This window comes from Microbacterium sp. NPDC087589 (assembly GCF_044743635.1).
GTDB lineage: Bacteria > Actinomycetota > Actinomycetes > Actinomycetales > Microbacteriaceae > Microbacterium.
Genome location: NZ_JBIUWV010000002.1, coordinates 165,510 through 179,489 on the forward strand (window position 1 = coordinate 165,510; position 13,980 = coordinate 179,489).

General features: G+C 68.1%; 13 protein-coding genes. 11 read left to right on the forward strand and 2 right to left on the reverse strand.

Annotation, left to right across the window (positions count from 1 at the left end):
• The first annotated feature begins 10 nt into the window (after positions 1-10).
• Entirely contained in the window at positions 11-1,018 is a 1,008-nt protein-coding gene (locus ACIOU8_RS06740; protein ID WP_400787369.1) for an alpha/beta hydrolase, read from the forward strand.
• Positions 1,019-1,037: 19 nt separating this feature from the next.
• On the opposite strand, the gene ACIOU8_RS06745 is transcribed toward ACIOU8_RS06740, so the two are convergent.
• A complete protein-coding gene (locus tag ACIOU8_RS06745) occupies positions 1,038-1,673 on the reverse strand; it encodes a GntR family transcriptional regulator (RefSeq protein WP_400787371.1) in 636 nt (211 codons plus the stop codon).
• Between the two features lie 439 nt (positions 1,674-2,112).
• Complete coding sequence (locus tag ACIOU8_RS06750; RefSeq protein ID WP_400787374.1) at positions 2,113-2,601, reverse strand: YajQ family cyclic di-GMP-binding protein; 489 nt, start codon at positions 2,599-2,601, stop codon at positions 2,113-2,115.
• 188 nt (positions 2,602-2,789) lie between these two features.
• Here ACIOU8_RS06750 and ACIOU8_RS06755 point away from each other — a divergent pair, with 188 nt between their 5' ends.
• From ACIOU8_RS06755 to ACIOU8_RS06800, 10 genes are all read left to right on the forward strand, one after another.
• Positions 2,790-3,998 (forward strand): extracellular solute-binding protein, encoded by a 1,209-nt coding sequence (locus ACIOU8_RS06755; RefSeq protein ID WP_400787377.1) that lies wholly within the window; start codon positions 2,790-2,792, stop codon positions 3,996-3,998.
• Between the two features lie 66 nt (positions 3,999-4,064).
• On the forward strand, positions 4,065-5,669 hold the full coding sequence (locus tag ACIOU8_RS06760; protein WP_400787378.1) for an ABC transporter permease subunit: 1,605 nt from the start codon (positions 4,065-4,067) through the stop codon (positions 5,667-5,669).
• A gap of 1 nt (position 5,670) precedes the next feature.
• On the forward strand, positions 5,671-6,600 hold the full coding sequence (locus ACIOU8_RS06765) for a sugar ABC transporter permease (RefSeq protein ID WP_400787381.1): 930 nt from the start codon (positions 5,671-5,673) through the stop codon (positions 6,598-6,600).
• 72 nt (positions 6,601-6,672) lie between these two features.
• A complete protein-coding gene (locus ACIOU8_RS06770; protein ID WP_400787383.1) occupies positions 6,673-6,825 on the forward strand; it encodes a hypothetical protein in 153 nt (50 codons plus the stop codon).
• Between the two features lie 132 nt (positions 6,826-6,957).
• Positions 6,958-7,998: an ABC transporter gene (locus tag ACIOU8_RS06775; RefSeq protein WP_400787386.1), complete on the forward strand. Its 1,041-nt coding sequence runs from the start codon at positions 6,958-6,960 to the stop codon at positions 7,996-7,998.
• A gap of 8 nt (positions 7,999-8,006) precedes the next feature.
• Complete coding sequence (locus ACIOU8_RS06780) at positions 8,007-8,498, forward strand: hypothetical protein (RefSeq protein ID WP_400787388.1); 492 nt, start codon at positions 8,007-8,009, stop codon at positions 8,496-8,498.
• 59 nt (positions 8,499-8,557) lie between these two features.
• Positions 8,558-9,205, forward strand: a complete 648-nt coding sequence (locus ACIOU8_RS06785; protein ID WP_400787390.1) for a spermidine/putrescine ABC transporter substrate-binding protein — start codon at positions 8,558-8,560, stop codon at positions 9,203-9,205.
• Between the two features lie 127 nt (positions 9,206-9,332).
• On the forward strand, positions 9,333-9,830 hold the full coding sequence (locus ACIOU8_RS06790; RefSeq protein WP_400787391.1) for a DUF2975 domain-containing protein: 498 nt from the start codon (positions 9,333-9,335) through the stop codon (positions 9,828-9,830).
• The gene (locus ACIOU8_RS06795) at positions 9,830-10,048 is read left to right on the forward strand and encodes a helix-turn-helix transcriptional regulator (RefSeq protein WP_140037917.1); all 219 of its coding nucleotides are present in this window, start codon (positions 9,830-9,832) and stop codon (positions 10,046-10,048) included. The genes ACIOU8_RS06790 and ACIOU8_RS06795 overlap by 1 nt, the downstream gene beginning before the upstream one ends.
• The gene (locus ACIOU8_RS06800) at positions 10,048-13,767 is read left to right on the forward strand and encodes an SCO7613 C-terminal domain-containing membrane protein (RefSeq protein WP_400787394.1); all 3,720 of its coding nucleotides are present in this window, start codon (positions 10,048-10,050) and stop codon (positions 13,765-13,767) included. Before ACIOU8_RS06795 ends, ACIOU8_RS06800 begins: the two co-directional genes overlap by 1 nt.
• Positions 13,768-13,980 lie beyond the last annotated feature (213 nt).

Genomic DNA, 13,980 nt, shown 5'->3' on the forward strand with positions numbered 1-13,980 from the left:
GCCTGGCGGCATGGCTGAGTGGATACCGGACGTTCTCGGCGACGAGTTCGAGCAGCTCACGCTCGAACTCGGCGAAGATGACGAGGGCCCGCTGTTCGCCACTCTCGTGAGAGCGCTGCCGAGGGAGCTGCCCTGGTGGCATCGCGTGAGCGGTCGTCGTCTTCCGCTCGATGACGTCGACGTGCTCTACGTTCACGGCTGGTCGGACTACTTCTTCCAGAAGCGGCTCGCGCGCTTCTGGACCTCGCGGGGTGCACGCTTCTTCGCTCTCGACCTGCGCAAGTACGGACGCAGCCTGCGCGACGGCCAGACTCCTGGCTACATCACCGACCTCGTCGCGTACGACGACGACATCGCTGCCGCGCTGCACGCGATGGGCCGCGGGTCCGAGGTCACTGCATCCCCGCGCAGCCTGGTGCTTCTCGGCCACTCGACCGGTGGGCTGATCCTGAGCCTGTGGGCATCGCGGCACCCCGAGACGGCGGATGCGGTGATCCTGAACAGCCCGTGGCTCGAGTTCCAGGTCGCCTCGGCCCGCCCGCTGATCGCGCCGATGGCCGAGCTGCAGGCGCGGTGGGCTCCGCGAGAGGTCGCCCCGCAGGTCGATCTCGGGTTCTACACGCGCGCACAGCAGGAGGTCGCCGACCCCGAGGATCCTGTCGAGGTGAACCTGTTGTGGCGGCCGGCGCAGACGATGGCCGTGCATGCAGGATGGTTCCACGCGATCCTCTCCGGTCATGCCCAGGTCTCGGCAGGGCTGTCGATCGACGCGGCCGTGTGCGTGCTGCTGTCGGCACGATCGGCGACGCCTACGCGATGGTCCGAGGATCTCACCAGAGCAGACTCGGTTCTGGTCGTCGACGACATCGCGCGGGCGGCGCTCAAGCTCGGCCCGTCCGTCACTGTCGAGCGCATCGACGGAGCCCTGCACGACGTATTCCTCTCTCGCCATGAGGCGAGAGAGGAAGCGTATCGGCGCCTCGACCGGTGGGTCAGAGGCTGGACGGCCGCGCGCTGACCGCGCTCAGAACTAGCCCTCAGACGTAGTGCATCAGGCGCGCCTGGCGCTCGGCATCGTCGGCATCGCCGCGCAGCACCGCGTCATGGAAGCTCCGATAGACCTGGAGCATGCGCTCCCGGTCGTTCTCGGGCACGCTCCAGCCGCGGAGGTTGCGGAACAGCGCCATGCTCGCGTCGTTGATCAGCACCTGATGCTGCAGGTTTCGACTTCGTGCGCTGAGAAACGAGAACACCGCCCACCGGGTGTTGGAGATGTGCACGTCGTCATCGAGGGCCGTGTACATCTCTTCGACGAGTTCCGCCAGGCTCTCGCGCTCTTCCTGGCTCATGCGCGCGACGCCCATGCGCGCCGCGATCCCGGCCTGATAGCCCGCGAACTCGAGCGTCTGCTCGACGGTCTCGGGAGTGACCGCGGTGACCTCGGTGTATCTGCTCGGGTACATCGTCACGAGCCCGAGACGCTCGAGGCGCTGTAACGCCTCTCGCACCGGAGTCCGCGACACGTGCAGTTCTTCAGCGACATCGACATCGCGGATTCGATACCCCGGCTCCAGCACACCGTCGACGATCTGCGCGCCTATGTGCTGAAAAACCTCCTCCGCCAAGAGCTGCTTGCTCTCTCTGACACTCGTCATCGAGCTGTTGTTGTTCATGGATTGCCCCCAGTTGCTTTCCAGATCCGGGCTCCCCATGATGTGCCCGGACGGCCACTACATCACGAAGTCGATCGCGATGCCAATAATCCACAGACGAGTTTTCGGGCGAGCGCATCGGCGCTCGCCCTCGGGGCGTCGTCGCAGAGTTCAGTACGGGTGGTTTTCTGTGGCCGACGGGTGTTGGGACACCCGCCGGCCACAGACGATGGCGTGCACGGAGCTGCACTGCGCCCAGTCCCCACAAGGCGGGAACCGCGATCCGCGAAGCGCGGAGCCGTGGTTCGGCAGCGCGTCATGCATCGCCGCATCGTCTGTCGCGTTCGGGACGCGACTGCATCCAGTCTCGGGCACTGCGGCCCATATATCGGAATGGGATCAGCGGGCATAAAGAAGGGGGACGGATGCCTCGGCATCCGTCCCCCTGAGATCTGAGAGGTCAGCGGTAGTTGATGAACTGCAGGTCGAGATCGAGGTCTGAGCTCTTGAGCAGAGAGATCACGGACTGCAGGTCGTCGCGGCTCTTCGACTGCACGCGCAGCTCGTCGCCCTGGATCTGGCTCTTCACGCCCTTGGGGCCCTCGTCGCGGATGATCTTGTTGATCTTCTTCGCGTTCTCCGACGAGATGCCGTCCTTGAGGGTCGAGACGATGCGGAACTCCTTGCCGCTCGCGAAGGGGTCGCCCGATTCGAGGCTCTTGAGTGAGATTCCGCGCTTGATGAGCTTGGACTGGAAGACGTCGAGAACGGCCTTCGCGCGCTCCTCGGTGCCGGCGATGATCAGGATCTGCTCGCCGCTCCAGGCGATGGAGGAGCCGGTGCCCTTGAAGTCGTAGCGCTGCTCGATCTCCTTGCGCGCCTGGTTCAGGGCGTTCTCGGCCTCCTGGTGATCCACTTTCGAGACGATGTCAAAGGAACTGTCAGCCATAAGCAAAGTGTATCGACACCACCGTTTTCCTGCTCACTTGGAAGCGCTTCCATAGGTCGCCGTCCTGCATTCCGCGGTTACAGCTTGATATCGAAGGCCTCTTGCGTTGTCATTCCTGTCGATCTCGTTGCATACTGTAAGCGCTTGCAGTACCGCAGGTCACCAGCACTTCAGAGAGGCACACACCAATGAAGGTGAACAAGAGGGGCATCGTCGCCGCCGGCGTCATCGCGATCGTTTCGACTCTTACGCTTGCCGGTTGCTCGACCGCGACCGATGGCGGCGACTCGGCCGAGGGCGAGAGCAGCGGCACGCTGACCGTCTGGGTCGACGCCGAGCGCGTCGCCGCGCTGCAGAGCGCCGCCGACTCCTACGAGGACAAGACCGGAGTCAAGGTCGAGCTCGTGGGCAAGTCCGTCGACGACATGAAGGACGACTTCATCCAGCAGGTGCCGACCGGCAAGGGGCCCGACGTCGTCATGGGCGCTCACGACTGGCTCGGTGAGCTGTCGACCAACGGCGTCGTCGCACCGCTCGAGCTCGGCGACTCGTCGGCCGACTACCTGCCCGTAGCCCTGCAGGCCGCGACCTATGACGGCACCGTCTACATGCTTCCCTACGCGGTCGAGAACATCGCCGTGCTGCGCAACGCCGACATGGTCCCCGCCGCCCCGTCGAGCTTCGATGACATGGTCTCGAAGGGCACCTTCGTGGTCGAGCAGGGCACCGAGGGCAACCCCTACCACCTGTACCCGTTCCAGACGGCGTTCGGCGCCCCGGTCTTCGGCACCGACGACTCGGGCAGCTACGATTCCGCCGACCTCCAGCTCGGCAGCGAGGGCGGCACGGCGTTCGCCGACTGGCTCGCCGCTCAGGGCGCAGCGGGCACGCTGAACACCGACATCGACGGTGAGATCGCCAAGCAGCAGTTCCTCGACGGCACGGCGGCCTTCTGGCTGACCGGCCCCTGGAACGTCGGCGCGGCAACCGACGCCGGCATCAACGTCGCGATCGACCCGATCCCGAGCCCCACGGGCGAGACCGCTTCGCCGTTCGCCGGTGTCAAGGGCTTCTTCGTGAGCTCCGAGTCGAAGAACAAGGTCGCAGCGAACGACTTCCTCGTGAACTACATCGGCACCGAAGAGGTGCAGCTCGCGCTGTTCGAGGCCGGCAACGTCCTGCCCGCGCTGACGGACGCCGCCGACACCGCGGCCGCCGATTCGATCATCGCCGGCTTCCAGGCCGTCGGTGCCGATGCCGTGCCGATGCCCGCGATCCCCGCGATGGGTTCGGTCTGGGAGTTCTGGGGCGTGGCCGAGGCCGCGATCATCAACGGCGCCGACCCGACGACGACGTGGCAGAAGCTCGTCGACGACGTGACCGCAGCGATCCAGTAAGACACCCAGCACAACCCCTGCCGGGGCGGACCTCGTCCGCCCCGGCAGCTCGACGACGGGGACGAGATGACACTGACCGAAGAGCCCACGGCTCCACTGAACAAGCGCCAGCGCCAGGCGGCGAAGATCGCCGAGGCCGCGTCCGGCCCCATCGGCTGGATGCTGCTGAAGATCCTGCTGCTGGCGATCGTCGACGCCATCGCGCTGTACGCGGCGTTCGTGCTCTTCGGACAGCAGGAATGGCTGGTGCTCGGCCTGGTCGTCGCCGTCACGGTCCTCGTCAACTACATCTACTTCTCGCGCAAGCGCATCCCCGCGAAGTACCTGACCCCTGGCATCATCTTCCTGATCATCTTCCAGGTGTTCACCCTGCTGTACACGGGGTACATCGGCTTCACGAACTACGGCACCGGGCACAACGGCACGAAGGACCAGGCGATCTCGTCGCTCCTCGCATCCGCCCAGGAGCGCGTCGAGGACTCCGCGACCTATCCGGTCACGGTCGTCGAGCAGTCCGGCACCTACGGCCTGCTCGTGACCGACCCCGAGTCGGGTGACGCGCTGCTCGGCACTGCTGAGCAGCCCCTGCAAGAGGTCGACGCCGACTTCCAGGGTGGCCAGGCAACGGCCGTCGACGGATGGACCACGCTTCCGCTCGCGAAGGTGTTCACCCTGTCGGAAGAGCTCGAGAAGCTCTCGGTGCCGTTCAGCGACGACCCCAACGACGGCAGCCTGCGCGCTCCGGACGGTCAGAAGGGCTACCTGTACGTCTCGACGCTCGAGTACGACGCGGATGCCGACACCATCACCGATACGACGACCGGCGCCGTGTACTCCGACACCGGGCAGGGGTCGTTCATCGCCGAGGACGGCGCCGAGCTGCTGCCGGGCTGGCAGACCACCGTCGGGTTCGACAACTTCGTGCGCGCGGTGACCGACGAGAACATCCGGGGTCCGCTCATCTCGGTGACGATCTGGACCTTCGCGTTCGCGCTGCTCTCCGTCGCGACCACGTTCTTCCTCGGGCTGCTGCTCGCCCTGGTCTTCAACAACACGCGGATGCGGTTCCGCAACGGCTACCGGATCATCCTGATCCTCCCGTACGCGTTCCCGGCGTTCCTGTCGGCCCTCGTGTGGGCGGGCATGATGAACGAGAGCTTCGGCTTCATCAACCAGGTGATCTTCGGGGGAGCGGACATCCCGTGGCTCACCGACCCGAATCTCGCGAAGGTGTCGGTGCTCCTGGTCAATCTCTGGCTGGGATTCCCCTACATGTTCCTGGTCTGCATGGGCGCCCTGCAGGGCATCCCCGAGGACGTCAACGAGGCGGCGGTGATGGACGGCGCGAACCCGTGGCAGGTCTTCCGCCGCATCAAGCTGCCGCTGCTGCTCGTCACGGTCGCGCCGCTGCTGATCTCGTCCTTCGCTTTCAACTTCAACAACTTCAACCTGATCTACATGCTGACCAAGGGCGGGCCGCGGTTCGAGGACGTCAGCATCCCGGTCGGGCACACCGACATCCTGATCTCGATGGTCTACAAGGTGGCGTTCACGGGTCAGTCCCGCGACTACGGTCTCGCCTCCGCGTTCACCATCCTGATCTTCATCGTGGTCGCGACGATCTCGATCATCAGCTTCCGCAAGACCAAGGCCCTCGAGGAGCTGAACTGACATGAGCACCACGGACACCGGCACCGCCCGCCCCGTCGCCGTCGACGTCGCGCAGAACCTCGCGCCCCGCCGTCGCAGCGTCGGCGCGTGGTTCGCAGACACCGGATGGCGCCACGTGATCGCCATCGTCGTGAGCGCCTTCGCTCTCTTCCCGCTGCTGTACGTCGTCTCGGCGTCGCTCAACCCGAACGGCACGCTGACCGGCTCGAACCAGCTGTTCTCGGCGTTCGGCTTCGACAGCTACGTGCGCATCCTCAGCGATCCGCAGAATCCCTACGGGCTGTGGTTCCTGAACACGCTGGTCATCGCAGTGGTCACCGGAGCCGTCACCGTCTTCATCGGCGCCCTCGCCGCATATGCCTTCTCGCGCATGCGTTTCGCCGGTCGTCGCATCGGGCTCGTCACGATCGTGGTGGTGCAGATGTTCCCGCAGCTGCTCGCCGTGGTGGCGATCTTCCTGCTGATGTCGACGCTGGGGGACTGGTTCCCCGCCATCGGCCTGAACACGCACACGGGCCTGATCCTCGTGTATCTCGGTGGCGCGCTCGGCGTGAACACCTACCTGATGTACGGCTTCTTCAACACGCTCCCGATGGAGCTCGACGAGGCCGCCCGCATCGACGGAGCCGGGCACGCCCGCATCTTCTTCACGATGATCCTGCCGCTGGTCGCGCCGATCCTCGCCGTGGTCGCGCTGCTGTCGTTCATCGGCACGGTCAACGAGTACGTGATCGCGAGCGTCATGCTCGTCGACGTCGACCAGCAGACCCTGGTCGTGGGGCTGACGAAGCTCGTCGCCAACCCGCGCTACGCGGACTGGTCGGCGTTCTCGGCCGGCGCGGTGATGGCAGCCATCCCGGTGATGATCCTGTTCCTCTTCCTCCAGCGGTACATCGTCGGCGGGCTGACGGCCGGCGCGACCAAGGGCTGATCGACGGTTCTGGTCGTATCGCGCCCGGCGTTGCGATGCCGGGCACGGCGCCGGCGGTCGTAGCGTGAGGGCATGACACGTGTCGCGGGGCGGAACGCGGTGATCAGCTGGATCGCCGCAGTGCTGTGCATCGGGGTGGTGGGTGCGCTGATCTGGTTCTCGATGCCGATCGTGCCGGTCGTCGCCTCGTTCGTCGGCGACGTCCTCCGCTCGACTCTTCCCTAGCGGTGCCGCCATGCCTCGTCCGGTGAGCGAGGCGCACGATCACGGGCTCGGCGACACGTCGGCACGCCTCCGTCGGGGCGCGGGCGCGCGGCGGTAATCTCGCAGAGCACACATCCGATGAGAGGCGCACCCATGAGTGACCCCGAGGTTCCCCAGCCCGAGCGGCCGAAAGACGTCAACGACGTCGTCGACAGCGCGAACGCTGGACTCGACGACGCCGCTGCAGCGAGTGCAGGCGTGCACAGCACGCCCGCGGACCCCACGAACGAGACGTCGGCCACGACACCGAGTGAGCCCGTCGTCGATCCCGACGTCGCCGCGTTCGAGGCTGCCGAGAACGAGCACCCCGGCACCTTCGCGACGCCGGAGCTCAACGACCCGAAGTACCTCGACGACGCGGACGACACGACGAAGTCGTGGAACACGGATGCCGACACGACGAAGTCGTGGAACACGGATGCCGACGCGACCGCCGCATACACGCCGCCGGCCGCGCACGATCAGTCGGCTCTGGCCGGAGCCGCATACTCGTCGTCCGACCAGGCCGAGACCCGGATCGTCCCTTCGGAGCCGGCGGTCGCCGAGCCCGTCGTCGCTCCGGTCCAGCAGCAGCCGATCTTCGTCCAGGCTCCCGAGCCGCCCCGCGAACGCGGCAACCGCGGCACTGCGGGCGCCATCGGCCTGCTCGCGACCATCGCCTTCGCGATCCTCTACCTGGGTGCGACGCTCGGCCTCCGCGCCGTCGCGGGCGACATCACGGGCGAGAACATCGGCGAGGCCGCGCTCGCTCCTCTGATGACCTGGGGCTACTGGGTTCCGGTCGTCGGATTCTTCCTCGGCTTCTGGCTGCTCGGAGCGTTCATCAACCGCGGACGCTGGGGACTCTGGGTGGTCTTCGGCATCCTCGTCGGCCTCGTCGCCTACGGTGCGCACATCCTCGGTGCGCTCTTCGAGGCGCCGTTCTGGCTGCTGACCGCTCGCGAGGGCAGCGAGCTCATCGGCGCGCAGCTCTTCCACCCGCTCGCCATCGCGGCGTTCGTCTTCGCCCGTGAGCTGACCATCTGGTTCGGAGCCTGGGTCGCCCGCAGCGGCGCACGCAAGACCGAGCTCAACGCCGAGGCACAGCGCGAGTACGAGCGCACGCTCGAGGCCGGCCCGACGCTGGCCAGGTAGTCACGGACATGTCATCGCCGAACCCCCGTGGACCCGAGTCCGCGGGGGTTTCGGTCATCCTGGCGCTGGTGCTCGCCACGGTCAGCTTCTTCGCTCTCGCGGTGTTCGGCCTCGGTGCGGTGAGCGTCGTCACCGACAGCGACATCATCGCCGTCCGAGGTCTCGGTCCGCTGCCCGGTGCGATCGGGATGCTGGCTGCGGTGGCGACATTCGCGCTGTCGCTCCGATCGTCGCTGCGGCGAGTGCAGCCGTCGTTCGTGTCGGCGCCGGGGGTCGCACTGGCCACGGCGCTCGCGCATCTGGTCGTCGTGTGGATCGGGGTCGCCGTCGCACGCGGCGACCTCATCGTCGCGACGGTCGTCGCGGGGGATCTCGTGCGCGGGGGAGCGAGCGCGGTGCTCCTCGCCGCCGCCGCGATCGCTGCCTGGGGCGGGATCGCGCTGCGGCGCACGCGCGCTCAGCATCCGCAGTGGCCCTGGGAGCGCGAAGAAGACGAGTGACGCGCCGCCGTGACGCGGAAATCTCCGCGTCGGCGGCGCCTGAGCCGTACGCTCTAGGTGTGGAGCGCTCGTTGGAGACGCAGGTCGACCAGGCCGTCGAGGCCTGGTTGCGCTGGGTGCCGCGCTGGGAGCCGGCGACCCATCGCGGTCGGGTCGCGCCCTGCCGACGCTGCCTGGGGTCGCCGATCCTGTCGGCGGCGGGTATCGGTTCGAACACTCCGCACGGTGTGCAGCACGGACTCTCGACGCGGATCAAGACGATCGTCGACCACGCGGTGGCGGACTACACCGCCAGGAACCTGCCGATGCTGCAGCGTGAACTCGATCAGCAGGCCGCGCGGAACCGGGCGCGCAGCTACCACCCGGCTGACGGTCTGGATCCCGAGTTCGACGGACTGCCGCTCGACCCCGAGCCCGTTCCCGGCGCGCCGTTCCTCTTCACGATCGCGGGCATGGCCGATGAGGCCGTTGCCGATCTGCCGCCCCTGCCTCCGCTTAGCGACGAGGCGAAGGTCGCCCTGCGGCAGGAGGTGGCCCTCGCCGACGAGTACGCGAACATGGTCGGCCGCGAGATCTGCGGCATCCTGCTGCGTCACCGCCTCTACATCCAGGCCGCGATCTCGCAACACGTCGAACCGCAGATCGAAGCGCTGCTGGCCGAGCTCACCGACTCGCTCGATTCCCCTTTCGACGCCGATCAGCCGTAGCCGTCCCGGTCCGTTCCGCTCAAAGGCGCCCGTGCGGCCACGGCTCTGCCTGCGGATCCGCTGAGAGCTGCGAGCGCGAGTGGCCATGACCCATGCCCACTGGGTATCGTTTTTCGATAGATACCCATTGGCGATCGATAGGGCAACCATCCATCCACGTGTCACTCGCGTTCTCAAGGCGCTGATCATCGTTCTGCTCGCACTCCTGCTGGCGAGCCAGACCCTGGTCATCCCCGAGGTGGCCCGCATCACGGCCGTCCGCAATCCCGACGTCGCCTGGCTCGAGGTCCCCGGCATCATCGGCGCGGTGCTCTTCCTCGCCCTGATCCAGGTGACGCTCGTGTGCATCTGGTTCCTGCTCTCGCTCGTGCAGGACGATCGCATCTTCCGTGTCGAGGCGTTCCGATACGTCGACATCATCCTCGGCGCGCTCATCGCAGCCGGGGCGGTCATCCTCGCGTCGTACCTGGTGATCGTCGCGAGCCGCGCGGTGTCGCTGTCTCTCTCCCTGCTCGCAGTGCTGGGAATCGTGGTCAGTGCGGCCCTCGCGCTGCTCGTGGTCGTGCTGCGAGGTCTGCTGCGCAAGGCTCTGGAGCTCGAGCAGGACATGTCGGAGGTCGTCTGATGCCGATAGTCATCGACCTCGACGTGCAGCTCGCGATCAAGAAGATGAGTGTGCAGGACTTCGCCGACGCGATCGGCATCACGCCGGCGAACGTCGCCGTGCTCAAGAACGGTCGGGCCAAGGCAGTGCGTTTCACCACCCTCGAGGCGATCTGCCGCGTGCTCGAATGCCAGCCGGGAGACATCCTGCGCTGGGTTCCCGATTCCGAGGAGCAGTGATGACCACCACATCGACCCCGAGTGTCGAGGCGTCGTCGATCACCTGGGGTGAAGCCGTCGCGCGTCACCTGCTCGATGGCGGCACCTGCCCGGTGTGCCAGTGGGCACTGGACGGCGGATGCTGTGCGCGATGCGGTTCCGACCTGCGTGGCCCTGTCGGCATCGAGATCTGGAAGGCGTCACTCGCGGCTGCCGTCGCGCTCCGCGCTCGCGATGAGACCCTCCGTCGTGTCCCGACCGTTCCTGCGCCGGTCGCCACCGCGCGGGTGTCCGTCCCCGTGACGAACGCACCCCCGCCAGCGGGGGTGGCCGGGCCGCCGTCGTCGCCGCCACCGAGAACGGGTGGGCGGGGCGCCGCGACATCCCCGCAGAGCAGCGCGACGCTGCAGTCGGTGCTGGCGACGGCCGGGGCAGGGCTCTTCGCCGTCGCAGCGATCGTCTTCACCTACTTCAACCCCGACCTCGCCGACCGCGCTCTGCGCAGCGTGATCGTCGGGCTGATCACGATGCTGTTCCTCGGCGGAGCCTGGCTGCTGTCGCGCCGAGGTCTGCGTTTCTCCGCCGAAGCGGTCGGCGGCCTCGGCCTCGTGTTCGCGGGCCTCGACGTGCACGCGGTCGCCCAGCTCGCGGCGCCGCAGATCGACCCGTGGGGCACCGCGGCGGTCGCGACCGCCGGCGCCGCGCTCGTGGTGCTGGGCGCCGGCAGGCGTTTCGGCATCCGGATCTGGCAGTGGGTCGCGGTGGTGGCGCTGTCGGTCGCCCCGGCGATGCTCGGCGCTGCCGGCGGCACGGCACTCTCCGGTGCCGTCGGTGCGATCGGGGTCGCTTTCGCGGGCGCGGCGATCGTCGAGTGGCTCAGACTGCCCAGGGTCGAGCGCATCACGCTCGTCGCCGTGCAGCTGATCGCCGCTGTGAGTGCCCTCCTGCTGCTGGTGCGCATCGACGGCGACCTGACGACGTCACTGTTGACGGCGAGCGGACTGCTGCTCCTCATCGCGGTGCACGCCGTGATCGCTGCCCGGCGGATGCTGCGGCCCCTCTGGTCGTATTCCGCTGGCGCGACAGGGTCCGCGGCGCTGGTGCTCGCCGTCTACGGAGTGCCCGGCATCCGCGACCTCGACATGTCGTGGCACTTCGCGATCGCTCCGGCCGTGGCATCCGTCGCTCTTGTGCTGGTGGGCGTGCTGGTGCCGCTGCCGTCTCGTGTGCCTCGCGCATATACGGTCGCGGGCGCGCTGACCGTGCTCGCCGTGCCATCAGCCGTGCTGCTGATGCTCGCCGGAATCACCGGCGGGACGACAGTGATCGCGTTCCTCCGACAGGGCCCCGCACTCACCGGCGAAGGCGTCGCGGGCTGGGGAGGCCCGCTCGGGCTCGCCGCGGTCAGCGGTGGCCTGGCCGTCTACGCCTCGCTCGCCCGCGAACGCGACGGCATACGGTTCTTCGCCGTTCCTGCCTCGCGACTCGCACTCGCCTTCGCTGCCGTCGCGATGCTCGTGCTCGGCTGCGGCGGCCTGCTCGTGCTGCCGGCGTCGATCGTCGTGCTGATCGGGATGGTGCTCGCGATCTCGGCGATGCTGCGGTGGATGCCGAAGAGCATGACGGGCAGGGGCATCCGTCCGATTCTGCTCGTCGCCGCTCATCTGGCTCTCGCCTCGGCCGTGATGGTGGCCTGGCGGGAGCCGTCGAGCGTCGCGGCGGCGGGCGCGGCGACGCTTCTCGCCGTTGCCGCCCTCGCCGCGGTGCGCCCTGCGCGCTGGCGATTCCTCTACGTCGGTGCGGGCTTCGCCTACGGCCTGGTCCTGGTCGCGACGGCCCTCGCAGAGAGTGGCGTCGACGGCATCGCGCAGCTGTGCCTCACCGCATCCTCGGGTCTGCTGGTCGCGATAGCCGCGACCTATCTGCCCGCGATCGGCGCTCGCTCGTGGCAGGCGATCCTGGTCGTCTCGGCGGTGCCGTTCGGCATCGGGGTGCTGCAGGTCGTCATCGAGCGCAGCGGATGGACGGCGCTGTCGACGGGGCTGATGTTCGTGCTGGCGATGACGCTGCTGCTCACCCGTCGACCGGGACTCACCGTGCTGGTCCGCACGACGGCGGCCGGGATGCTCGTGCCCACGCTCTCCGTAGTGGTCGTCTGCCTGGGTGCGCAGCTCCTGGCATCGAGCGGGTCTCCGATCGTCCTGCCGATCGTGGCGGTCGTGGTCGCACTCGCTCTCGCCTCGTCGTCGCTCGTGAGTGATGTGCTGCTCGCCAGGGGCCACTCTGCGCGCACGGTGAAAGCCGCTCGCGTCGGGATCGAGGCCTCGGCGCTGCTCACCGGGGTGATCGCGACGGCGCTCGCTCTCGCCCGCGACGCGGCCGGGCTCGGAACAGCCCTCCTGGTGCTGCTGATCATCGGTCTCGGGGCCGTGGCCGCCGCGCTCTTCGCCGGTCGTCGCTATGCGTGGGCGGTCGCCGGGGCCTCCTTCACGGGTGCCCTGTGGTGCACGTGGGGGATCGCCGGGGTCGACGTGCTCGAGGCGTACCTGCTGCCGCCGACTCTCGGGGCCGCGCTCGTCGGCCTGCTCCTCACACTCCGCGGACGCCGCTCGACGGCTCTGTTCTCCGCAGGCATCCTCATCGCCGTCGCTCCGCTGCTCGCGGCCGTCGCCGTGGCAGGGGCAGATGCCGATCAGCCCGCCGTCGCGTGGCGGGTCGTCGGGCTCCTCGCCGCATCGTGGGCGCTGCTGGTGTCGGAGATGCGGCTGGGCCGGGTTCGGGCGGGGTCCCGCCTGCATCGAGTCCGCGCCCTGCGCATCCCGATCCTCGCGGCCGCGGCGCTCGCGGCGACCGTCGGGCCACTGCAGGGCGTCCGCATCGGTCTGGGCTGGGACCTGCCGGCGGTGCACGGTCTGGGGCTCTTCCTCTGCTGCGTCGGCGTCAGCGCCGCGGGTGCTGCGGCGCTCATGCTCGCGGGCCGAGGGATCAGACGCGCGGCCGCCGATCGCTCCGTGCTGCGCACCACGAGGTGGCTCGGAGCCCCTGCGGCATTCGCCCTCGCAGTCGGCACCTGGTTCGCCATCGAGCGCGACTGGTTCTCGGTCTGGCCGATGTGGATGCTGATGCTCGGCTACCTCGTGGCGACCGTCGTCATCGCACACCGCGTGACTCGGCGCGAGACCACGGCGCCGCCGGTGTGGTTCCTCTTCGCGGTCGCGTTCGTGACCGCTGTCGTGGCGTGGAGTCCGCGAGACCTGCGTGTCGAGTGGTTCTCCCTGCCGCTGGGGGCGTTTCTCCTGCTCGCCGGGGTGATCGCCCTGCGGCGACAGCCGTCGGAGCCGGGTGGTGCGCGCCCCACGATCGACAGCTGGCCGGGTCGCTGGACAGGGTCGTGGGCGCTGCTCGCGCCGGGCATCGTCACGATGATGATCGCGTCTATCGTCTCGACCTTCACCGACCCCCTGACCTGGCGGGCGATCCTCGTGATGGTGCTCGCGCTGATCGCCATCCTCGTGGGTTCTCGCGAGCGGCTCGCCGCTCCGTTCCTGCTCGGTCTCGTCGTGCTGCCGGTCGAGAACGTGTTCGTGTTCTCGGTGCAGATCGGTCGGGGCGTGGAGTCGATGCCGTGGTGGATCACGCTCGCGGTGATGGGCGCGGTGCTGCTGATCATCGCCGTCACCGCCGAACGCCGGACGGGGGAGGGGAGCGGTGTGGCCGCGCGCGTGCGAGACCTGCGCTGAGCGCGGTCGAACACCTGCGCTCATTTGACCACCACGTTGCGCGGCATTACACTTGATCAGGTGTGTGCACGTCTCGACGTGCGCGCTGGGCGTCGGCACCATGCCGGTCCGCCCCCACGGCATACCCACCACCACAAAGGCTCGTCGATTCCGGCGTGCCGGTGGGTCACTGATGTGAAACCCATCACGCTGTCACCGTGCAGCATTATGAGG

What these genes read in the sequence shown, in the direction of transcription:
- ACIOU8_RS06750 (WP_400787374.1), bottom strand. Translation starts at nt 2,601, where the DNA reads ATGGCTGACAGTTCCTTTGACATCGTCTCGAAAGTGGATCACCAGGAG.
- ACIOU8_RS06745 (WP_400787371.1), bottom strand. Translation starts at nt 1,673, where the DNA reads ATGAACAACAACAGCTCGATGACGAGTGTCAGAGAGAGCAAGCAGCTC.
- ACIOU8_RS06755 (WP_400787377.1), top strand. Translation starts at nt 2,790, where the DNA reads ATGAAGGTGAACAAGAGGGGCATCGTCGCCGCCGGCGTCATCGCGATC.
- ACIOU8_RS06760 (WP_400787378.1), top strand. Translation starts at nt 4,065, where the DNA reads ATGACACTGACCGAAGAGCCCACGGCTCCACTGAACAAGCGCCAGCGC.
- ACIOU8_RS06740 (WP_400787369.1), top strand. Translation starts at nt 11, where the DNA reads ATGGCTGAGTGGATACCGGACGTTCTCGGCGACGAGTTCGAGCAGCTC.
- ACIOU8_RS06780 (WP_400787388.1), top strand. Translation starts at nt 8,007, where the DNA reads ATGTCATCGCCGAACCCCCGTGGACCCGAGTCCGCGGGGGTTTCGGTC.
- ACIOU8_RS06775 (WP_400787386.1), top strand. Translation starts at nt 6,958, where the DNA reads ATGAGTGACCCCGAGGTTCCCCAGCCCGAGCGGCCGAAAGACGTCAAC.
- ACIOU8_RS06795 (WP_140037917.1), top strand. Translation starts at nt 9,830, where the DNA reads ATGCCGATAGTCATCGACCTCGACGTGCAGCTCGCGATCAAGAAGATG.
- ACIOU8_RS06765 (WP_400787381.1), top strand. Translation starts at nt 5,671, where the DNA reads ATGAGCACCACGGACACCGGCACCGCCCGCCCCGTCGCCGTCGACGTC.
- ACIOU8_RS06800 (WP_400787394.1), top strand. Translation starts at nt 10,048, where the DNA reads ATGACCACCACATCGACCCCGAGTGTCGAGGCGTCGTCGATCACCTGG.
- ACIOU8_RS06770 (WP_400787383.1), top strand. Translation starts at nt 6,673, where the DNA reads ATGACACGTGTCGCGGGGCGGAACGCGGTGATCAGCTGGATCGCCGCA.